This is a genomic window from Streptomyces sp. BBFR51, assembly GCF_044591655.1.
Taxonomy (GTDB): Bacteria; Actinomycetota; Actinomycetes; order Streptomycetales; family Streptomycetaceae; genus Streptomyces.
Window position 1 is genome coordinate 4037672 of record NZ_CP172448.1, and the last position, 21182, is coordinate 4058853.

Here is a 21182-nt window from a genome sequence, read left to right on the forward strand (position 1 = left end):
TAGAAAGGAGGTGATCCAGCCGCACCTTCCGGTACGGCTACCTTGTTACGACTTCGTCCCAATCGCCAGTCCCACCTTCGACAGCTCCCTCCCACAAGGGGTTGGGCCACCGGCTTCGGGTGTTACCGACTTTCGTGACGTGACGGGCGGTGTGTACAAGGCCCGGGAACGTATTCACCGCAGCAATGCTGATCTGCGATTACTAGCGACTCCGACTTCATGGGGTCGAGTTGCAGACCCCAATCCGAACTGAGACCGGCTTTTTGAGATTCGCTCCACCTTGCGGTATCGCAGCTCATTGTACCGGCCATTGTAGCACGTGTGCAGCCCAAGACATAAGGGGCATGATGACTTGACGTCGTCCCCACCTTCCTCCGAGTTGACCCCGGCGGTCTCCCGTGAGTCCCCAACACCCCGAAGGGCTTGCTGGCAACACGGGACAAGGGTTGCGCTCGTTGCGGGACTTAACCCAACATCTCACGACACGAGCTGACGACAGCCATGCACCACCTGTACACCGACCACAAGGGGGCGCCTGTCTCCAGACGTTTCCGGTGTATGTCAAGCCTTGGTAAGGTTCTTCGCGTTGCGTCGAATTAAGCCACATGCTCCGCCGCTTGTGCGGGCCCCCGTCAATTCCTTTGAGTTTTAGCCTTGCGGCCGTACTCCCCAGGCGGGGCACTTAATGCGTTAGCTGCGGCACGGACAACGTGGAATGTTGCCCACACCTAGTGCCCACCGTTTACGGCGTGGACTACCAGGGTATCTAATCCTGTTCGCTCCCCACGCTTTCGCTCCTCAGCGTCAGTATCGGCCCAGAGATCCGCCTTCGCCACCGGTGTTCCTCCTGATATCTGCGCATTTCACCGCTACACCAGGAATTCCGATCTCCCCTACCGAACTCTAGCCTGCCCGTATCGACTGCAGACCCGGGGTTAAGCCCCGGGCTTTCACAACCGACGTGACAAGCCGCCTACGAGCTCTTTACGCCCAATAATTCCGGACAACGCTTGCGCCCTACGTATTACCGCGGCTGCTGGCACGTAGTTAGCCGGCGCTTCTTCTGCAGGTACCGTCACTTTCGCTTCTTCCCTGCTGAAAGAGGTTTACAACCCGAAGGCCGTCATCCCTCACGCGGCGTCGCTGCATCAGGCTTTCGCCCATTGTGCAATATTCCCCACTGCTGCCTCCCGTAGGAGTCTGGGCCGTGTCTCAGTCCCAGTGTGGCCGGTCGCCCTCTCAGGCCGGCTACCCGTCGTCGCCTTGGTGAGCCATTACCTCACCAACAAGCTGATAGGCCGCGGGCTCATCCTGCACCGCCGGAGCTTTCGAACCTCGCAGATGCCTACGAGGGTCAGTATCCGGTATTAGACCCCGTTTCCAGGGCTTGTCCCAGAGTGCAGGGCAGATTGCCCACGTGTTACTCACCCGTTCGCCACTAATCCCCACCGAAGTGGTTCATCGTTCGACTTGCATGTGTTAAGCACGCCGCCAGCGTTCGTCCTGAGCCAGGATCAAACTCTCCGTGAATGCTTTACATCACGGGAGCGGAACAGTCGGAGGAATAATCCGACCGTTCACAGCGTCCTCGCTGTTGTGTTACTTCAAAGGAACCTCAACCCGATCAGAAGAACCGATCAGGTCGGGGTATCAACATATCTGGCGTTGACTTTTGGCACGCTGTTGAGTTCTCAAGGAACGGACGCTTCCTTTGTACTCACCTGAGAGACTCTCTCGGGCTTTCCTCCGGGCGCTTCCCTTCGGTCTTGCGTTTCCGACTCTATCAGATCTTTCCGACCCGATTTCCTCGGTGCTTTCCAGGTTCCCGCTTTCGCGTTTCCCTTTCCGGCGACTCCGACTCTATCAGATCCTTTCGGGCTCTGATTCCCCGTCAGAAGGGGTTGTCTCCGCGGCCGTTGGGCCGTTTCGACGTCTCAAACCTTAGCGGACCCTCTCGGCGATTCCCAATCGGGGTCGATCGGGCCGACGAGTACCAAGCGGAATTGAATTCGGACACACCGAAGTCATTCCCACTGGGGGATCATGCTGGTGGTTTGGGTGCCGCTGATGCGGCGGGAGGTGCTACCGCAGAACCGTTACGGTCCCGTGGCAACCCGGAGAACATTACGGATCCCGTAGGGGGCTGTCAAGCGTCGCTGTCAAGATCTTTAATCGAGGTCGCTGAGCCGGCCGCCGGCGTCAGGTTGTGCGTGCTCCACCCTGCGCAGGAGACGGGTGAGCACCTCGCCGAGCGCGGTCCGGTCGTCCGCGGAGAGGTCCTGGAGCAGGTCCTCCTCGAAGACGGTGGCGAGGCGCATTGCCTCCAGCCACTTCTGGCGCCCGTCCGCCGTCAGCGCGACGATCACACGGACCCGGTTGGACTCGTCGCGCTCCCGGGTGACCAGGCCCTCCGTCACCATGCGGTCGATGCGGTGGGTCATCGCGGCCGGCGTCAGGCCGAGGCGCTTGGCGAGGTCGCCGGGGCCCAGCCGGTAGGGGGCGCCGGAGAGGACGAGCGCCTTGAGCACCTCCCAGTCCGTGTTGCTGATGCCCAACTCGGCGGTCTGCCGGCCGTACGCGACGTTCATACGGCGGTTGAGGCGGGAGAGTGCCGAGACGATCTTCTCGACCTGGGGGTCGAGGTCCTGGAACTCGCGCTGGTAGGCGGCGATCTGCTCTTCGAGTGTCGGCTCGCCGGCGCCGGAGGTGTCGCCCATGGCCGCAGTATGGCACGCAGCTCCTTTGCCTTGAAGTCCTTCGGTATGTACTCTTTACCTTCGAACTTTAGCTTCTAAGTCTTCAGCTCTAACGGCTGTAGCGACCGATCCCGAGAGATCAAGAGAGGGTGAACGTGACCAGGGCAATGGGCGCGGCGATGCGCCGGATCCACGTGGGCAACGCACTCAGCGCGTTCGGACTCGGCTTCACCGTCCCCTATCTGTATGTCTATGTGGCGCAGGTACGGGGACTGGGTTCTGTCACGGCGGGCCTCGTGCTCGCCGTCTTCGCCGTGGCCGCGCTGATCGTGCTGCCGTTCGCCGGGCGTGCCATCGTCCGGCGGGGTCCGCTGCCGGTGCTGCTCGTCGCCCTGGTCACCGCCGCGCTCGGCGCGCTGAGCCTCGGGCTGTCCGCCTCGGCGGGCACCGTGCTGATCTCCGCCGCCGCGTTGGGTGCCGGGCAGGCCGTGATGCAGCCGGCGCTCGCGACGATGATCGTGGACTGCTCCTCGTCGGAGACCCGGTCCCGGGCGTTCGCGACGCAGTTCTTCCTGCAGAACCTGGGGCTCGGCGTCGGCGGGCTCATCGGTGGTCATCTGGTCGACACCACGAGCGCCTCGTCCTTCACGCTGCTGTTCGCGATCGAGGCGGCGATGTTCCTGGTGCTCGTCGCCGTCATGGCGACCGTGCGGGCGCCGCGCGCGCCGCGGCTCGAGGAGGCGCCGGGGCAGAACGCCGGCGGCGGAAGCTGGAAGCAGCTCCTCGGCAACCGGGCCATGGTGCAGCTGTGCGTGCTGGGCTTCGTGCTGTTCTTCGCCTGCTACGGGCAGTTCGAGTCGGGGCTGAGCGCGTACGGCGTCGAGGCGGCCGGGATCTCCACGTCCGCGCTGGGGACCGCGCTGGCCGCGAACACGCTGGTGATCGTGGTCGCGCAGTTCGCGGTGCTGAAGTTCGTGGAGCGGCGCAAGCGGTCACGGGTGATCGCCTCCGTGGGGCTGATCTGGGCCTTCGCGTGGGCCGTGGCCGGGTACGCCGGGCTGGGGCACGGCAGCCAGACGATGGCGACGGCCGCGTTCATCTCGACGTACGCGCTGTTCGGGCTGGGTGAGGCGATGCTGTCGCCGACGCTGGCGCCGCTGGTGGCGGATCTGGCGCCGACCGGTCTCGCCGGGCAGTACAACTCCGCCTTCGCCCTGGTGAAGCAGCTCGCGCTGGCGATCGGACCCGCGGTGGGCGGGCCGCTCGGGGCTTCGCTGCACGCGCCGTACATCGTGGCGTTCCTGCTGTTCTCGCTGGGCATCACGGTGCTGGCGGTGCGGCTGGGGCGGCAGCTCACGGACGTACAGAACCAGCCGTCGCTCGGCAGGAGCCGGGTGGTCACGCAGGGCGGGGCGCCGGTCGAGGCGGTGGCTGCCGCGGAGGCGTGAGCCGGGCCGGGGTGGGGACGGCGGGTTGCTGCCGACCGCCCCGGCTCACGGCTTCTGCAGGACGAACTCGCACCAGACCGCCTTGCCGCCCCCGGGTGTGCGCCGGGACCCCCAGTTGGAGGCGATCGTGGCGACGATGGCGATGCCCCGGCCGGACTCGTCCACCGGTTCCGCGCGGCGGCGCCGGGGCAGGTGGTCGTCCCCGTCGGTCACCTCGATGATCAGGCGGCGGTCGGTGCGGCGCAGGCGCAGCCGCATGGGTGGCGTGCCGTGCTGGAGGGAGTTGGCGACCAGTTCGCTGGTGGCCAGGACGCCAAGGTCGTGCAGGTCGGTGGGGAAGCGCCAGCTGGTGAGGACGCCGGAGGCGAAGGCACGCGCGCGTGGGGCCGCTTCGACGCCGCCGAGCAGTTCCAGGGCGGCGTTGCGGAACAGCTCGGCCTCGGCGCCCTTGCGGGCGGGGTGCTGGAGGACCAGGACGGCGACGTCGTCGTCGTGGTCGGGGGTGACGCCCGCCGAGCGGATCAGGCGGTCGCAGACCACCTGGGGGGTGCCGGTCGCGCCGGACAGGGCGCGCTCGAGGCCGGCGATGCCCTCGTCGAGGTCCTCGTTGCGGCGTTCCACCAGGCCGTCGGTGTAGAGGACGGCCGTGGAGCCGGGGGGCAGGGCGATCGAGCCGGACGTGTGGATCCAGCCGCCGGTGCCGAGCGGGGGGCCGGTGGGTTCGTCGGCGCGCTGGACGGTGCCGTTCTCGTCGCGGACGAGGATGGGCAGGTGGCCGGCGGAGGCGTAGACCAGCCGGCCCTCGTTCGGGTCGTGGATGGCGTAGACGCAGGTGGCGATCTGGTTGGCGTCGATCTCGGTGGCGAGGCCGTCGAGGAGCTGGAGCACCTCGTGCGGGGGCAGGTCGAGGCGGGCGTAGGCCCTGACCGCCGTACGGAGCTGGCCCATGACGGCGGCCGCGCGGACGCCTCTGCCCATGACGTCGCCGATGACGAGGGCGGTGCGGCCGCCGCCGAGGGTGATCACGTCGTACCAGTCGCCGCCGACGGCCGCTTCGGTGCCGCCGGGGTGATAGGTGGCGGCTACGCGCAGGTCGTCGGGCTCTTCCAGCTCCTGCGGGAGGAGCGAGCGCTGGAGGGTGACGGCGGTCTCGCGCTGGCTGCGTTCGCTCGCGCGGAGGCGGCCCGCGGCCTCGGCGTGGTCGGTGACGTCGGTCGCGAACACGAGGACGCCTCGGCCGCCTCGGCCGCCCCCGCCGCCTTCGTTCCCGCTGTCGGCGTCGGTGTCGGTGACCGGGGTGCAGGTGAAGGTGTAGGAGCGGCCGTCGGGGGCCTTGCGGGACTTGAGGGTGCGGGGCCTGCCGCTGCGCTGGACCTGGTCCAGGAGTGGGAAGAGGCCCGGCGCGTCCAGTTCGGGCAGCGCCTCGCGGGCCCGTTCGCCCAGGTCGCGGGTGCCGAAGGCGGCGACGTAGGCGTCGTTGACGTAGGCGAGGCGATGCTCGGGGCCGTGGACGAGGGCGACAAGGGCCGGGACGCGGTCGAGGACATCGCGCACGGGCAGTTCGTCAACGGTGGGGACGGCGGGGGCGGGCGGGGCCTCGTCGGTCAGCTGTTCGGCGCGGGCGGCGGGTACGGAGCCGTCTCCCCGCCGGTCGGGGGAGACCGTCGTGTCGGTCCGCGCTGCGGCGCGGCGCTGCGTTCCGGGGAGTCGGGCGCTCCAGCGCGTGAAGTTCACGAATCCTTGCCTCGTGTAGTTGTCGGCGGCCGGAGACCCGGTGCGGGCCGGGACCGGCCGGGGCCCCGGGGGCCGCGCTGGGGCGAGCGGCGGCGCGCCCGCGGTGGTGGACCAGTCTGGCAGGGTGCCGGCCGGGTCGGCATCCGTCAGACGCCTCAGTGGCCGCAGGAGTTCCTGAGTCCGGTCAGGACGACCCCTTCGGGTTGTGCGGTGGCTCCTGAGAAGGCTTTCCACCGGCCGCGAGTTCGAACTCCGCCCGCGGATGTTCGAGTGAACCCAGGGAGACGATCTCCCGTTTGAAGAGTCCGGCGATGACCCATTCCGCCAGCACGCGCGCCTTGCGGTTGACGGTGGGGACCCTGCTCAGGTGGTAGGCGCGGTGCATGAACCACGCGGGGTAGCCCTTCAGCTTGCGCCCGTAGACGTGGGCGACGCCCTTGTGGAAGCCGAGGGAGGCGACGGAACCGGCGTATTTGTGCGCGTAGGTGTCGAGGGGTTCGCCGCGCAGGGCGTGGGCGACGTTGTCGCCGAGGACCCTGGCCTGGCGGACGGCGTGCTGGGCGTTGGGGGCGCATTCCCGGCCGGGTTCGGACGCGGTGACGTCGGGGACGGCGGCGGCGTCTCCGGCCGCCCACGCGTGTGGGGCGCCGTCGACCGACAGGTGGGCGGTGCAGGTGAGCCGGCCGCGGTCGTTCAGGGGCAGGTCGGTGGCGGCGAGGACCGGGTGCGGTTTGACGCCGGCCGTCCAGACGACCGTACGGGTGGGGAAGCGGGAGCCGTCGCTGAGGACGGCGACGCGGTCGGCGCAGGATTCGAGGCGGGTGTCCAGGCGTACGTCGATGTTGCGGCGGCGCAGTTCGCTGACCGTGTAGCGGCCGAGTTCCTCGCCCACCTCGGGCAGGATGCGGTCCGAGGCCTCGACGAGGATCCACTTCATGTCCTCGGGGGTGACGTTGTGGTAGTACCGCGCGGCGTAGCGGGCCATGTCCTCCAGCTCGCCGAGGGCCTCCACGCCCGCGTAGCCGCCGCCGACGAAGACGAAGGTGAGGGCGGCGTCGCGGATGGCGGGGTCGCGGGTGGAGGAGGCGATGTCCATCTGTTCGAGGACGTGGTTGCGCAGGCCGATGGCCTCCTCGACGGTCTTGAAGCCGACGCCGTGGTCGGCGAGGCCCGGGACGGGGAGGGTGCGCGAGACGGAGCCGGGCGCGAGGACGAGTTCGTTGTACGTCAGCCGGCGGGCGCCCGTCTTCTCCTCGTCGGTGGCGAGGGTGGTGATGGTGGCGGTGCGCGTCGTGTGGTCGATGGACTGTGCCTCGCCGATGACGACGTCGCACTGGCCGAGGACCCGGCGCAGGGGCACGACGACGTGCCGCGGGGAGATGGATCCGGCCGCCGCCTCGGGGAGGAACGGTTGGTACGTCATGTAGGGGTCGGGGGTGACGACGGTGATCCCTGCCTCGCCCCGCCGGAGTTCGCCCTTGAGGTTCCGTTGCAGCCGCAGGGCCGTGTACATCCCGACGTAGCCACCACCGACAACGAGAATGCGCGCACGTTCCTTCACCATCCCATGACGCACCCGGCGCCTGCGTTTGTCCACAGGCTCGTCGATTTGTGTGACCGGAGATCGTCAAGGAGCGGAGTCGGACGAATCGTCGCGTTGTGGCGCTGTCGCGCAGGTCAGAGGGGGTGAGTGCGGGGGTGGGAGGCGGCACATTCGGGGTGTGTGCGATCCGTGTTCCGATCGGGGGGCGCTCCGTGCGGAACGTGCCCCTTCTGAATTGCCCCCCGCTCAACTATGTTCTTTCCGACGGGGTGTAGGGGGATGTGCTCATGGGGTCCGCGACAGGCGGGCCGCAGAACCGGGCCCGTTCCGCGCACTCCGGCTTTCGATGGCGGGGAGAGTCTCCGGGGGGAGACGTCATTACCGGGGGAATGTCTATGCATGTTCAGGACTCTCATTGGTCGTCCGCGTCGGCTGTCGCGCCCGGCGGTGCGATGAGTGCGGCGACGGGCGGCACACGCGGCGACTCGGCGCGCAGCGCGCCCCTGCGTGTGGACGCCCAGCGGAATCTGGAGCACGTGCTGCGCGCGGCGCGCGAGGTGTTCGGCGAGCTGGGGTACGGCGCGCCGATGGAGGACGTGGCCCGGCGCGCGCGGGTCGGTGTCGGCACGGTGTACCGGCGCTTTCCGAGCAAGGACGTGCTGGTGCGGCGGATAGCCGAGGAGGAGACGGCGCGGCTGACCGACCAGGCCCGCACGGCGCTCGGGCAGGAGGACGAGCCGTGGTCGGCGCTGTCCCGTTTCCTGCGGACGTCGGTGGCCTCCGGCGCCGGGCGGCTGCTGCCGCCGCAGGTGCTGCGGGTCGGCGTGTCGGACGACGGTGACGGCGGGGCGACGGCCGGTGATCCGAGGGTGCCGCAGCAGCGGATGCAGCCGGGCACCGGCGAGCTGCGGCTGGTGTCCGAGGAGACCGTGACGGCCGGTGGGTCGGCCGGTGGGTCGGCCGGTGGGTCGGCCGACGGACCGGTTTCCCTGGCGGGCGACGACGGGGCGGCGGCGCTGCTGGAGGTCGTGGGCCGGCTCGTGGAGCGGGCGCGTGCGGCGGGCGAGCTGCGGCCGGACGTGTCGGTGTCGGACGTGCTGCTGGTGATAGCCACGGCGGCGCCCTCGCTGCCGGACCCGGCACAGCAGGCGGCTGCCTCGGCACGGCTGCTGGACATCCTGCTGGAGGGGCTGCGGTCGCGGCCGGCGTGAGACGCCCGTCGAGGCGGGGGCTTTCTCCTTCCCCGAACGGCTGAGCGTTATCACCGCGGCACGGCAAGTCCCCACGGACGAGTGATGGTCGGCGCAGGGCTGTCCTGAACAAAAGCCAATATGGCACGCTGACCCGGTGTTCGGACGGGCTGGGCAGGTGGCGGGGGCTTTCCGCGATGAGCGTTGACGGGCGGGACGGGTCACTCGGTGACGGGAAGATCGGACCCGGTGACATCGGGAACGGCGACACCCGGGCCGGTGACGCCAAGGCCGACGAGGCCCAGGCGGGTGACTCGCCGCAGGTGCCGGGCCAGGGTGGGCCGACCCAGGTCCGGCGGGACGGCGTTCCCGCGGGGGTCGACCGGCCGGCCGATGACCGCGACCGCGGGGGCCCCGCCGAGGACGGCGGCCGTGGTGGCCGGACCGAAAGCGATGGGCGCGGCGCCCCCGCCGAAGGCGCCAGGCACGGGAGCCCGGCCGAAGGCCACGGACTCGGTGGCCAGGCCGAAGGCGACAGGCGCGGGGGTCCCCCCGAGGACGGCGGCCGTGGCGGCCCCACCGAAAACGACGGGCTCGGCGACCGAACCGAACGCGACAGGCACGGCGGCCGAGCCGAAGACGACGGACGCGGGGGGCGGGCCGAAGGCGGGAGGCGGGCGGGGGTCGGTGTTCCGGCGCAGCGTGAGTTGCACGAGGACAGTGTTCTGCCGCCGCCGCGCGTCCTGTACGACGACGGGATCCTGCCGCCGCCGCGCGAGCTGCCGTCGTCCGACGCGGACCTGATCGAGCGGATGCGCTCGGGCGACGACACGGCCTACGAGGAGCTCTACCGGCGCCACGCGGACGCGGTACGCCGGTACGCGCGCACCTGCTGCCGCGACGCCCACACCGCGGACGACCTCACCGCCGAGGTGTTCGCCCGCATGCTCCAGGCGGTGCGCGGCGGTTCGGGGCCCGAGCACGCCGTACGCGCCTACCTGCTCACCGCGGTCCGGCGCGTCGCCGCCGGCTGGACGCGGTCGGCCGGGCGGGAGCAACTGGTCGAGGACTTCGCGGTGTTCGCCGCGCAGGCCGCGCACACCGCCAAGGTGCCGGACGACGACACCCTGGAGCTGGGCGCCGACGTCCGCGCCATGCACGACGCCGAGCAGTCGATGGCCATGCGGGCCTTCCGGTCGCTGCCGGAGCGGTGGCAGGCCGTGCTGTGGCACACCGAGGTCGAGGACGAGTCGCCGAGCGAGGTGGCCATGCTCTTCGGGCTCGACGCCAACGGCACCCGCGTCCTCGCCAGCCGAGCCCGCGAGGGTCTGAAGCAGGCCTACCTCCAGGCCCATGTCAGCGATGCCCTGGTCGCCGACGAGGAGTGCGCCCGCTACGCCGACCAGCTCGGCACGTACGCGCGCGGCAGGCTGCGCATCCGGGCCGAACGCGGGCTGCGCAAGCACCTGGAGGAGTGCGCCAGGTGCCGGCTGGCCGCCACCCAGATCGAGGAGGTCGCCAGCGGCATTCCCGCCGTGGTGCCGGTCGCGGTCATCGGCTGGTTCGGTGTCGCCGGGTACGCCAAGGCGGCGGGACTCATCGCCGGGGGCGCGGGCGCCGGTGCGGCCGGAGCCGCGGGCGCGGCGGCCGCGGCGAGCGGCGGTACGTCCGGCGGAGCGGGCGCCGGGGGCGGTGCGGCGGCCTCCGAAGGGCTGGGCGCGCCGGTGAAGGCCGGCATCGCGGCCGGTGTCGTGGCGGTGGCCGCCGCGGCGGCGCTGGTCTTCGCGCTGGCCGGCAACGACGCCCCGGACGAGGAGCCGCCGAAGGCCGCTCCACCCGCCTCCTCGCCGGTGGCGCAGCCCGCCCCGGACACCCCCACGCCCTCGACGCGGCCACCCCGCCCGCAGGTACCCGCGGCAGCGCCCAGGCCGACCCCGACGCCCACCCCCACTCCGAAGCCGACACCGACCCCGGAGCCCACGCCCACCCCGAAGCCGACACCGACCCCGACTCCCACGCCGACCCCCACCCCGACGCCTCCACCTCCGCCACCACCGCCCGCCCCGACCGTCTACCAGTGGAGCGAGCTGGCGTACGACGTGACCGGCGACGGCACCGGCCCCGAGATGCGACTGGCCGGGAGCAGTTGGGTGTGGCAGCGCTCCGCCCTGTCGATCGACGACGTGCGGTACGCGCACGGGGTCACCGTCAACGGGCGCTCCTCGGTCACCGTCGACCTCAACCGTGACTGCTCGTCCTACGACGCGCTGGCCGGTGTCGACGACCTGACGATGAAGCTCGGAAGGGTCCACTTCTCGGTGTACGCGGACGGCGTCCGGGTGTGGAGCTCGGGGATGGTCAAGGGTGGGGACCCGGCGGTGCCCGTCCATGTGGACATCTCGGGGCGCGAGACCCTGCGGCTGGTGACCGAGCCGCACAGCCCCTTCGACTCGGTGGCGCTCGCGGACTGGGCCCGGTCGCGCTTCACCTGCGCGTAGGCGCCTGTGGGACCGGCTGCCGCGGTCGGCCGGCCCGCACCGCCTCGTCCAGCTCGCCCAACACGTCCCGCGTCGTGAGGGCGGCCCCCTGGGCCAGCTCGACGGCGTACCGCTCCCCGCCGAGGGCACCGCGGGCGGCGGAGTCGGCCCGCTCGGCGTGCGCGCGGTCTGGCATGGGGCGCGGCCGGTCGCCGCGCCAGTGACCGGCCGCGCCGAGCAGCCGCACCGCGCGGGCGTGGTCGCCCAGCTCGCACAGCAGCCCCGCGGCACTGTCCGCGAGGGTCGCGATGACCAGCTCGGCGCACCCCTCCTCGACTGCCGTACGGATGGTGTCCGCCAGCAGTGGCAAAGCCGGTCGCGGGCCCGACTCGCCCGCCGTCACGAGCACGTCCACCAGCCCCAGCATCGCCAGGAACTGGGGCGGGGGCGTACCGCGCGCGCATTCCTCGCAGGCCGCCTCCCACAGGACGCGCGCCCGCGCGAACTCCTTGTCGTCCACCGCGAGTCCGGCCCTGAGGATCAGGACGAAGGCCTTGGAGTCCACCACGCCGTACCGGTCGGCGGCGGCGCCTGCCTCGTCGAGTACGGCGAGTGCCGTGCCGCGGTCGCCCTCGCGGTAGGCGATCTCGGCGAGCCGGGCGATGAGGAACGGCGACTCCGCGAACGCGCCCACCTCCTCGGCGAGCCGCAGCGCCTCCTCGTACTCGGCTCTGGCCTCCTCGTAGCGGCCGCGCACCATGGCGGCCTCGCCGAAGGCGCTGCACACCTGGGCCTCCACCAGGCGGTCGCCGACGCGGCGGCTGAGCAGGCGCAGTTCCGCCAGGTCGTCGTCGACGCCGGCGAGGGTGCCCGAGGTGTCGACCACCGCGTGCGTACGGAACATGAGGCTGGCGGCGATCTCCCACTCGCCCCCGTAGGTGCGGCAGTTGGCGACGGCGGCGTCCATGGAGTGCCGGACGTCGCCCGAGTCGCTGACGAAGAACTCGGTCAGTGGCCAGATGAGGCCGGGCACCCGGGCCGCTTCCGGCCCGCCCGCGGCGAAGTGGTCCCGCACCCGCTGGACGTACCGCCGCATGCGGCCGTCCACCAGCCTGTCCCCAGGCCCGGTCTCGAAGGTGAGGAGGATGTGCATCATCCGCACCCGCATGCGCAGGGAGTGCAGCGGGTGCCGCCGGTCGTCCTCCCGGGCGGCGAGCAGCGCTTCTACGGGGTCGGCGGCGGCCGTACGACGGGCGAGGACGTCCTTCGACGGCACCTGGGCACCGCCCGCGTCCAGGGCGGCCCCCAGGCGCAGGGCGCGGTCCAGCCATCTGACGCCTTCATGACGGTAGTTGCGCAGCCACCAGAACCAGCCCATGGCAAGGACGAGGGCGGCGACCTCTTCCTCGTCGCCCGCGGTGAGGGAGCGGTCGAGGGCCGCGCGGATGTTGTCGTGCTCGGTCTCCAGACGGGAGATGTACGGCAGTTGCGCGGCCGACCGCAGCCGCGGGTCGGCCTCCTCGGCCAGGGCGCGCGCCCATGCGCGGTGGGCCTCTTCGGCGGCGGCGCGCAGGCCGGGCGCCTCGGCGGCGCGTTCGTCGGCGTACTCGTGGATGGTCTCCAGCATGCGATAGCGCATGCCGGTGCCTTGGGTGCCGGGGTCGGCGACGACCAGGGACTTGTCGACGAGGGCACCGACGAGGTCGGCCGCGGGCCCGGTGCCGACGGCCTCCGCGGCCTCGAGGTCCCAGCCGCCGGCGAAGACGGACAGCTCGCGCAGCATCGTGCGTTCCGCCTCGTCGAGGAGGTCCCAGGACCAGTCGACGACCGCGCGGAGCGTCTGCTGGCGGGGCAGGACGGTGCGGCTGCCGGAGGTGAGCAGGCGGAAGCGGTCGTCGAGCCGGTCGGCGATCTCGCGTGGGGTGAGCAGCCGCAGGCGGGCGGCCGCCAGCTCGATGGCGAGGGGCAGCCCGTCGAGGCGCCGGCAGATCTCGGCGACCGCGTCCTCGTCCCGCAGTACGGCGTCCGCGTCGGGGCGTACGGCGGTCGCGCGGGCGGTGAAGAGGCGGTGGGCCTGGTCGGGGGTGAGCGGCTCGACCGGGCGCACGGACTCGCCGGGGACGCCCAGGGGTTCGCGGCTGGTGGCGAGGATGGTGAGGTCCGGACAGCGGGTCAGCAGGGTCTCGGCGAGCCGGGCGGCCGCGCCGATGACGTGTTCGCAGTTGTCGAGGACCAGGAGTTGGCTGCGCGAGGCGCAGTACTCGACGAGCAGGGCGACGGGGTCGTCCTGCACGGCCGGCCGGTCGCCGGTCACCAGCACGGTCTCGCGCAGCCCGAGGGCGTTGACGACCGCGCCGGGCACCGCCTCCGGCCGGTCGAGCGGGGCCAGCTCGACCAGCCATGCCTGCGGGAGCCGGGCGGCGGCCTCCTCGGCGAGGCGGGTCTTTCCGGAGCCGCCCGGTCCGGTGAGGGTGACGAGTCGGGCCCTGTGCAATTCGGAACGGATGGCGTCGAGTTCGAGTTCCCGCCCCACGAAGGAGTTCAGCCGGGGTCGGATGTTGCCCCTTCGCTCGGGTGCCTGGGTCCGCTCGGGTGCCGGAGCGTGGCGTCCCGGGGCCTGCGCGCCGAGCAGTTCGGCGTGCAGGGCACGCAGGCGGGGGCCGGGTTCGGTGCCGAGGCCTTCGGCGAGGGCGCGGCGGACGCTCTCGTAGGCGGCGAGGGCGTCGGCTTCGCGGCCGGTGGCGCGCAGGGCGCGGACGAGGAGGGCGTGCAGCGGTTCGTCGTAGGGGTGCGCGGTGGTCAGTTCGCGCAGCCGCGGCACGGCGTCGTGGGCGTCGCCCAGGCGCAGTCCGGCCTCGATGCGGGTGCGGGTGGCCTCCAGGTGCAGGGCCTCGGGCCGGGCGGCGTGACCGGAGAGGTCGGCGAGGGCGGGGCCGCGCCAGAGGGCGAGTGCCTCGTCCAGGTGGCGGGCGGCGGTCGCGGCGTCGCCGCGTTCGAGGGCGGCGGTGCCTTCCCGTACGAGGCGCTCGAAGACGAACAGGTCCACGTCGTCGCGGGTCGCGGCGAGCCGGTAGCCGCCGGGGGCGGAGGCGACGGCGTCCTTGCCGACGGTACGGCGGAGCCTGCCGACGAGGGCCTGGAGGGCGGCGGGGGCGTCCTGTGGCGGCTCGTCCGTCCAGACCTCGTCGATCAGGGTGGCGGGCGTGACGACGTGGCCGGGACGCAGGGCGAGGGCGGCGAGGAGCGCGCGAAGGCGGGGCCCGCCGGGGGTGACGACGGTGCCGTGGTCCTCCGTCTGGGCCACGCCCAGGATTCTGTACCGCACGGGGTCATTGTCGCCGCACCGGCGGTGTGCGGGCACCCGGCGTGGGTGCGGTGAGTGCGCCGGCGTCCTCCTGGCACCCGGCGTGGGTGCGGGCCGGGGGTGGGTGACGCGGCCCGGCGTAGCGGGGTGCCGCTGCGCCCACCCGTGCCGCCCCAGCGGCACGACTGCCCGCAGCTACCGGGGGGGCGGGGGCGACTGCCCGCAGCTGCGGGGGCGGGGGGACTGCCCGCGGCTACGGCGGAGAGCCGCGGACGGCCGCCGGCGGCGGACGGGCGCGGGCGGCGGGCGGAAAGCCGCGGACGGCGGACGGGCGCGGGCGGCGGGAGGCGGGCGGAGAGCCGCGTACGGCGGGAAGGGGTCGTGTCGGGGGGTGTCCGCCCGCAGCGGTTGGCGCGTCAACGCGTCCCGCATCTGTGGCCGACCGATTCCGCGCCGTTCCGAGGACGGACACCCCCCGGCGCGGCACCGACCCACCCACAACGCACCGCGCTACGCGCACCCCCACCGGACCCGCACAGGCCGCCGCAGGCATCCCGCACCCCCACTCACCCCGCACAGGCCGCCGCAGGCACCCCGCACCCCCACCCACCCCCCACAGGCCGCCGCAGGCACCCCCGCACCCCCACCCACCCCGCACAGGCCGCCGCAGGCACCCCCGCACCCCCACCCACCCCGCACAGGCCGCCGCAGGCACCCCCGCTCAACCGCCGGAGGCACCCGCGTTCAGCCCCGGCGCGCGACCGTTCCCGCGCCGCCCAGCGCCCCCCGTTGCGGGGCGATGCCCGCGGGTACGGCGCGTTGGCGGGCCGGGGTGCCGGTCCAGCAGGTGCCGCGGCGGGCGAGGAGGCGGCGGAGCCAGAGTTCGAGGGAGACGAGGTCGGCCAGCCCGTCCAGCGGCAGCGGCTCACCCGCGGCGGCCGCGCGCACCGCTTTGCGCACGACCCGCGCCTCCACGAGCCCCGCCTCCGCGAGCAGCGGCGTGTCGAACAGCCCCAGCAGGGAGTCCGCGGAGGCCCGCAGCCCGATCCGCGCGGCGGAGGCCGCCACCGCCTGGGTGGGCGCACCCCACCCGCTCGGCAGCTCGCTCACCCCCGCCCCCTCCAGCACCGTCCGCAGGATCGCCGCCCGCGCCCCCGGCCGCACCCGCAGCGCCTCCGGCAGCGCACGACACGCGCGGACGACCTGGTTGTCGAGGAACGGCGCGTGCAACCGCTGGAAGCGGATCTCGGCGGCCTGCTCCAGCACCCGCACGTCCGCGGCCTGCCGTGCCAGCGCCGCCCGCGCCCGGAAGTCACCGGGCCGCTGCCCGGGACCGACCCCGGACCGCTGCGAGGACGTCTGGAGGCGAACCGATACTTCAGCCAGCGCCTCTCCGGTCAGCCACCGCGCCGCCGGCCCGGCTCCGGCCCAGGTCAGCGCGGCCAGCGACGCGTCCATCGCCCCGTCGCCGAGCGCGTCGAAGCGTCTGCGCAGCAACCGCTCGGAGAGCACCTCGAGCCCGCTGCGGTACGGCGTGCGCGCCAGCCGCCGGGCCGCCCCGTACACGCGCGCGGGGACCAGTACCGACCCGTCGGCCTTGGCCAGCGCGGCGACCGGCCGTACGAGATGGCGCCGTTTGCGGTCCATGAGCAGGTCGGCCAGCCGCGCCGGGTGGGCGTCGAGGACCTGCCGCGCCCCGTACCCGGTGAAGTGGTCCGCGCTGCCCGCGGCCAGCCGCGCCCGGTGCCGTGCGGCGGCGACCAGGGACGAGCCCGGTTCGTCGGTCAGCGGCCCGTCCAGCGCGGCGAACGGCAGCATGTCCTCGCCGCCGGTGACCACCACGTGGTGCAGCCGCGGGTTGGCCGCGAGCGCGCCCGCCCGCGCCAGCTCGGGCTCCTGCCCGCCGACGGCGAGGTCGTTGAAGGTGACGGCCAGCAGCCGCTCCCCCGCCCCGGTGCCGTGCCCGAGCACGGTCCCCGGCATCCCCGGCAGCCCGGCCGCCAGCAGTGCCAGCGTGCCCGAGGCCGGCCCGCCGGACAGGTCGGCCCCGATGCCCGGCACCGGCATGCCGCGCGCCGCACGGCGTTCCGCGGGGCCCATGCCCGGGACCGGCCCGGGGTCGATACCGTCCCCAGGGACGTGCCGCGGCGCGGCGAGCCGGGTGCGCACCGCCTCCACCAGGGCGTCCCGCACGCCGTCCACCGCGCGGTCGGGGTCGGCCGAGGGTGCCGCGACGGCGAGTGAGGCCACCGGCTCGTACCCGGCGACCTCGCGCGCCCCGGCGCGCAGGATCAGCGCATGCCCCGGCGGAACGCGCTTCACGCCGTCGTACGGGGTGGAGTCGTCCAGCGCGGCCGGCACGTCGGGCGTGGCGAGGAGCGCGGCGAGGTGGCCGAAGTCGAGGTTGGCCTCGACGAGGTCGGCCAGCGGCAGCGCGGCGGTCGCGTAGGCGGTGCCGCCGGCCCAGGGGGTGTGGAACACGGGCCGCGCGCCCGCGAGATCGCCGCAGACGGTGATCCGCCGTCCCACCTGGACGACGGCGGTGTAGCTGCCGGGCCACGCCGTCAGATGCCGCAGGGCGCCACCGCGCGCGGCGAACAGCGCGACCCGCAGCTGCTCGTCGCTCGCGCCGCAGATGCCGAGCACGGCGATCCGGGTCTGCGGGTCGGCCGTGACGACGCGCACCTCGTCGGGGCGCCAGTCGCCGACCGCCCACAGGGGGTCGGGGTCGCCCCACAACGGCTGGGCGCCCACGGGCTGCACGGTCTCGCCGTCGTAGCCATTGGCGCCCACGGAGCCGGGCACGGAGCCGTCCGCTCCGGCGATCCCGGCTGCTCCCACGGCGGCGCTGCTCCACCCCACCAACCACCGCATCGACGCCTCCACAGGCTGGGGACAACCAGTGCACCGTACGAACTGGTTCCCCATGCTGCCATGAAGGGCGCGCCACAGAGCGTCGGCGGAGCCGCATGAGCTCCTACGAGTGCGCCCGCGCGGAAACCCACGCGAGGGCGTCAACTCCCTCTCCACCGCGCTTCGGCAGCTCTCCGAAGGGCGTGAAGACGACGCGAATGCGCCCCCGTAACGCGCCCTTTGGCTACTCAACGCGCCCTCAACTCCCGTGGTGAGGGCGGTAGTACCCCGGAATCACCGGGGACGATTTTCAGCCAAATCAGCGTCACGCGGACACGTTCGAATACGCTCCGTACAGTCTCCGCGCACCGTCCGACAGCCTGCCGGCGGTGCGCGGCCCGGGGGACGGGACTCGCCCCCCGGGCCGGTCCGCCGCCCGCGGGGATGTAGGCGGCGGCGTCCCCCAGCCCACTGGATCCAGTACAGCGGGCCGACCCACGCAACGCCCATGGAACCGCTCCCCCCGTGGCCGGAGAAGAGCGCACGGGCGGGCGCACGGCCACACACCGGGAGCACGTGACAACAGACCGTGCAGGCACCGCACTTCAGTACGGACCACAATCCCGCCATCCGGAACAATGCCTCTTAACGCCTGGGATGCGGCGAACTACGCTGGGTTTACGAATGCCGCATGGTTATGCCAGCGCGGCAGCCGTCTGTGTCGAGGGGTGGCGCATGTCCAGGGAGCAACGCGGGCCGAACGAAAAGCTCGGCGCCGTTCTCGCCCTCGCGGGAATCAGCAACGCAGGACTCGCCCGGCGCGTCAACGACCTCGGCGCCCAACGCGGGTTGACACTTCGCTACGACAAGACGTCGGTGGCGCGCTGGGTGTCGAAGGGGATGGTGCCGCAGGGTGCGGCACCGCACCTCATCGCCGCCGCCATCGGCCAGAAGCTCGGCCGCCCGGTGCCGCTCCACGAGATCGGCCTGGCGGACGCGGACCCCGCCCCCGAAGTGGGCCTCGCCTTCCCCCGGGACGTCGGCCAGGCGGTCAGGTCCGCCACCGAGCTGTACCGTCTCGACCTCGCCGGCCGCCGGGCCGGCGGCGGCATCTGGCAGTCGCTCGCCGGATCGTTCGCGGTGAGCGCATATGCCACACCCGCCTCGCGATGGCTCATAACCCCGGCCGACAGCTCGGTGGCGCGCGACGTGAGCCCGGCCGAGGGCTCCGGCGCACCGCTCAAAGTCGGCCACAGTGATGTGCAGAAGCTGCGCGAGGCCGCCGAGGACGCCCGGCGCTGGGACTCCAAGTACGGGGGCGGCGACTGGCGTTCGTCGATGGTCCCCGAGTGCTTGCGCGTCGAGGCGGCGCCGCTGCTCCTCGGCTCCTACTCCGACGAGGTCGGCCGCGCCCTGTTCGGCGCCTCGGCCGAACTGACCCGCCTGGCCGGGTGGATGGCCTTCGACACCGGCCAGCAGGAGGCGGCACAGCGGTACTACATCCAGGCCCTGCGCCTGGCCCGCGCGGCGGCGGACGTACCCCTGGGCGGTTACGTCCTGGCCTCGATGTCGCTGCAGGCGACCTACCGCGGTTTCGGCGACGAGGGCGTCGACCTGGCCCAGGCCGCCCTGGAGCGCAACCGCGGGCTGGCCACGGCCCGCACCATGAGCTTCTTCCGCCTGGTCGAGGCCCGCGCCCACGCGCGGGCGAGCGACGCGGCGGCGGCCGGCGCCGCCCTGAAGGCCGCCGAGAGCTGGCTGGAGCGCGCCCGCCCCGGCGACAGCGACCCGACGTGGCTGGGTTTCTACTCCTACGACCGGTTCGCCGCCGACGCGGCCGAGTGCTACCGCGACCTGAAGGCACCACGCCAGGTGCGTCGCTTCACCGAGCAGGCCCTGTCGAAACCGACGGAGGAGTTCGTACGCTCGCACGGCCTCAGACTGGTCGTCTCGGCGGTGGCGGAGCTGGAGTCCGGCAATCTGGACGCGGCCTGCGAGCAGGGGGTGCGGGCGGTCGAGGTGGCCGGCCGCATCTCCTCGGCCCGCACCACCGAGTACGTCAAGGACCTCCTGCACCGCCTGGAGCCCTACGGCGACGAGCCGCGCGTCGTGGAACTGCGCGAGCGCGCCCGACCCCTCCTCGTGACTCCGGCATGACTCCGGCCTGACTCCGGCCTGATCCACCGCCCCCTTCCGGGTTTGAGGGCATTGTCAGTGGCGCAGTGCACTATCGAAGCCGGGAGGTGGGCCGGAGATGGAACGAGCGCGGACCGGGATCGCGCGGAGCATCGGCTACGACAGCGACGTGCTGGTGATCGGCGGCGGAATCGTCGGCCTGTCCACGGCGTACGCGATCACGCGCGCCGCGCCGGGCACCCGTGTCACGGTCCTGGAGAAGGAGCCGGGCCCGGCCCGCCACCAGACGGGCCGCAACAGCGGCGTCATCCACAGCGGTGTCTACTACCGCCCGGACTCGCTCAAGGCCCGCTACGCGGTCCGGGGCGCCGCCGAGATGGTCAAGTTCTGCGCCGAGTACGGCATCGCCCACGCCGTCACCGGCAAGCTGATCGTCGCCACGGAGCGCGCCGAGCTGCCCCGCCTGCACGCCCTCGTCCAGCGCGGCCGGGAGAACGGCATACCGGTGCGCGAGCTGGGCGCCGCCCAGATCCAGGAGTACGAGCCCGAGGTGCGCGGCCTCGCCGCCATACACGTCGGCACGACCGGCGTCTGCGACTACGTCGGCGTGGCCCGGCAGCTGGCCCGGGCGTCCGGCGCGGAGATCCGCTACGGCGCCGAGGTGCGCCGCATCGACCGGCGCCCCCGTCTCGGGGTCGCCGTGCGCACGGGCGCCGGGGAGGTGCTCCGGGCCCGGGTCATGGTCAACTGCGGCGGGCTGCACTGCGACGAGATCGCCCGGCTCACCGGGGACGACCCCGGCATGCGGATCGTCCCCTTCCGGGGCGAGTACTACGAGCTGGCGCGGCCCGAGCTGGTGCGGGGCCTGGTGTATCCGGTGCCGGATCCGGCGTTCCCGTTCCTCGGGGTGCATCTGACCCGCGGGATCGACGGAGGCGTGCACCTCGGGCCGAACGCGGTGCCGGCGCTGGCCCGCGAGGGCTACGACTGGGGCGTGGTGCGCCCCCGCGAGCTGGGCGCGACCCTGGCCTGGCCGGGTTCGTGGCACATAGCCCGGAGGCACTGGAGATACGGGGCGGGCGAACTGCGGCGGTCGCTGTCCAGGCGCGCGTTCACCGCGGCCGTACGCAGGCTGCTGCCGGCGGTGACCGAAGGCGACCTGGTCGCCGCGCCGGCCGGCGTGCGGGCACAGGCGGTGCTGGCGGACGGGACGCTGGTGGACGACTTCCTGATCAAGGAGGGCGCCCACGCGGTGCACGTCCTGAACGCGCCGTCGCCCGCGGCGACCGCCTCCCTCCCCGTCGGCCGGGAAGTGGCACGCAGGGCGCTGGCGATGCTCGGGACGGACTAGTCGGAGGTGGCCTGGTCGGAGGTGCCCGGCTCCTCCCCGCGCCCCGGCGCGCTGCTGCCCTCGTACGAGCCGAGGCCTTCGATCAGGGCGACGAGGGCGGGGTCCCCGGCGAAGCGCTCGGCGTGGATCTGCCGGATGAGGTCGCCCGTGGCCGGGTCCTCGTCGTCGGTCAGGTCGTGGGACACCATGTTCCTCACCAGCGGCAGCCCGATCTCGTCGACCTGCCGGTGCAGCGGAGCGAGCATGTACGCCCGGTAGGCCTCGATGTCCTGCACGGCGAACATCGCTCCGTAGTCGAAGTCACCGCCCACGTCGCGCCCGACCGTCCAGTACGCGACGGCATCGATCTCGCGCCCCATCCTGCGGAGCATGTCGAGCGCCTCCTCGACCTTGTCCTGCGGTGCGTCGGGGCGCATGGCGAGGCGGATCTGGTGATGAATCACGGCGGTT

Annotated in this window: 11 protein-coding genes and 1 rRNA gene; 5 read left to right on the forward strand and 7 right to left on the reverse strand. The window is 72.7% G+C overall.

Annotated features, from left to right (window positions below; all coding sequences use genetic code 11):
- Nucleotides 1–3: 3 nt before the first annotated feature.
- Nucleotides 4–1530 (reverse strand): 16S ribosomal RNA (locus ACGH7X_RS18335).
- 638 nt (nt 1531–2168) lie between these two features.
- Nucleotides 2169–2717, reverse strand: coding sequence for a MarR family winged helix-turn-helix transcriptional regulator (locus ACGH7X_RS18340; protein ID WP_399886429.1), 549 nt, complete (start codon nt 2715–2717; stop codon nt 2169–2171).
- A 146-nt stretch (nt 2718–2863) separates the two neighbouring features.
- Here ACGH7X_RS18340 and ACGH7X_RS18345 point away from each other — a divergent pair, with 146 nt between their 5' ends.
- On the forward strand, nt 2864–4144 hold the full coding sequence (locus ACGH7X_RS18345) for an MFS transporter (RefSeq protein WP_399897141.1): 1281 nt from the start codon (nt 2864–2866) through the stop codon (nt 4142–4144).
- A 45-nt stretch (nt 4145–4189) separates the two neighbouring features.
- Here ACGH7X_RS18345 and ACGH7X_RS18350 read toward each other — a convergent pair whose 3' ends face one another.
- Nucleotides 4190–5878: a SpoIIE family protein phosphatase gene (locus ACGH7X_RS18350; RefSeq protein ID WP_399886430.1), complete on the reverse strand. Its 1689-nt coding sequence runs from the start codon at nt 5876–5878 to the stop codon at nt 4190–4192.
- Between the two features lie 184 nt (nt 5879–6062).
- Nucleotides 6063–7442, reverse strand: coding sequence for an NAD(P)/FAD-dependent oxidoreductase (locus ACGH7X_RS18355; protein ID WP_399886431.1), 1380 nt, complete (start codon nt 7440–7442; stop codon nt 6063–6065).
- Between the two features lie 374 nt (nt 7443–7816).
- Here ACGH7X_RS18355 and ACGH7X_RS18360 point away from each other — a divergent pair, with 374 nt between their 5' ends.
- On the forward strand, nt 7817–8632 hold the full coding sequence (locus tag ACGH7X_RS18360) for a TetR/AcrR family transcriptional regulator (RefSeq protein ID WP_399886432.1): 816 nt from the start codon (nt 7817–7819) through the stop codon (nt 8630–8632).
- A 176-nt stretch (nt 8633–8808) separates the two neighbouring features.
- The gene (locus ACGH7X_RS18365) at nt 8809–11109 is read left to right on the forward strand and encodes a sigma-70 family RNA polymerase sigma factor (RefSeq protein ID WP_399886433.1); all 2301 of its coding nucleotides are present in this window, start codon (nt 8809–8811) and stop codon (nt 11107–11109) included.
- Here ACGH7X_RS18365 and ACGH7X_RS18370 read toward each other — a convergent pair.
- Together ACGH7X_RS18370 and ACGH7X_RS18375 are read right to left on the reverse strand one after the other, a co-directional pair.
- Nucleotides 11096–14413 carry a BTAD domain-containing putative transcriptional regulator gene (locus tag ACGH7X_RS18370; RefSeq protein ID WP_399886434.1) on the reverse strand — a complete coding sequence of 1106 codons (3318 nt, stop codon included), beginning with the start codon at nt 14411–14413 and terminating at the stop codon, nt 11096–11098. The genes ACGH7X_RS18365 and ACGH7X_RS18370 overlap by 14 nt on opposite strands.
- Before the next feature lie 723 nt (nt 14414–15136).
- On the reverse strand, nt 15137–17266 hold the full coding sequence (locus tag ACGH7X_RS18375) for an asparagine synthase-related protein (RefSeq protein WP_399886435.1): 2130 nt from the start codon (nt 17264–17266) through the stop codon (nt 15137–15139).
- A 714-nt stretch (nt 17267–17980) separates the two neighbouring features.
- Between ACGH7X_RS18375 and ACGH7X_RS18380 the strand changes: the two genes are divergently transcribed.
- Nucleotides 17981–19402, forward strand: coding sequence for an MFS transporter (locus tag ACGH7X_RS18380; protein WP_399886436.1), 1422 nt, complete (start codon nt 17981–17983; stop codon nt 19400–19402).
- A gap of 97 nt (nt 19403–19499) precedes the next feature.
- On the forward strand, nt 19500–20732 hold the full coding sequence (lhgO, locus tag ACGH7X_RS18385; protein ID WP_399886437.1) for an L-2-hydroxyglutarate oxidase: 1233 nt from the start codon (nt 19500–19502) through the stop codon (nt 20730–20732).
- Here the strand turns inward: lhgO and ACGH7X_RS18390 are convergent.
- The gene (locus ACGH7X_RS18390) at nt 20729–21175 is read right to left on the reverse strand and encodes a Dabb family protein (RefSeq protein ID WP_399886438.1); all 447 of its coding nucleotides are present in this window, start codon (nt 21173–21175) and stop codon (nt 20729–20731) included. The two genes, lhgO and ACGH7X_RS18390, sit on opposite strands and share 4 nt — an antisense overlap.
- Nucleotides 21176–21182 lie beyond the last annotated feature (7 nt).

What these genes read in the sequence shown, in the direction of transcription:
- ACGH7X_RS18340 (WP_399886429.1), bottom strand. Translation starts at nt 2,717, where the DNA reads ATGGGCGACACCTCCGGCGCCGGCGAGCCGACACTCGAAGAGCAGATC.
- ACGH7X_RS18345 (WP_399897141.1), top strand. Translation starts at nt 2,864, where the DNA reads ATGGGCGCGGCGATGCGCCGGATCCACGTGGGCAACGCACTCAGCGCG.
- ACGH7X_RS18355 (WP_399886431.1), bottom strand. Translation starts at nt 7,442, where the DNA reads ATGGTGAAGGAACGTGCGCGCATTCTCGTTGTCGGTGGTGGCTACGTC.
- ACGH7X_RS18360 (WP_399886432.1), top strand. Translation starts at nt 7,817, where the DNA reads ATGCATGTTCAGGACTCTCATTGGTCGTCCGCGTCGGCTGTCGCGCCC.
- ACGH7X_RS18365 (WP_399886433.1), top strand. Translation starts at nt 8,809, where the DNA reads ATGAGCGTTGACGGGCGGGACGGGTCACTCGGTGACGGGAAGATCGGA.
- ACGH7X_RS18375 (WP_399886435.1), bottom strand. Translation starts at nt 17,266, where the DNA reads ATGCGGTGGTTGGTGGGGTGGAGCAGCGCCGCCGTGGGAGCAGCCGGG.
- ACGH7X_RS18380 (WP_399886436.1), top strand. Translation starts at nt 17,981, where the DNA reads ATGTCCAGGGAGCAACGCGGGCCGAACGAAAAGCTCGGCGCCGTTCTC.
- lhgO (WP_399886437.1), top strand. Translation starts at nt 19,500, where the DNA reads ATGGAACGAGCGCGGACCGGGATCGCGCGGAGCATCGGCTACGACAGC.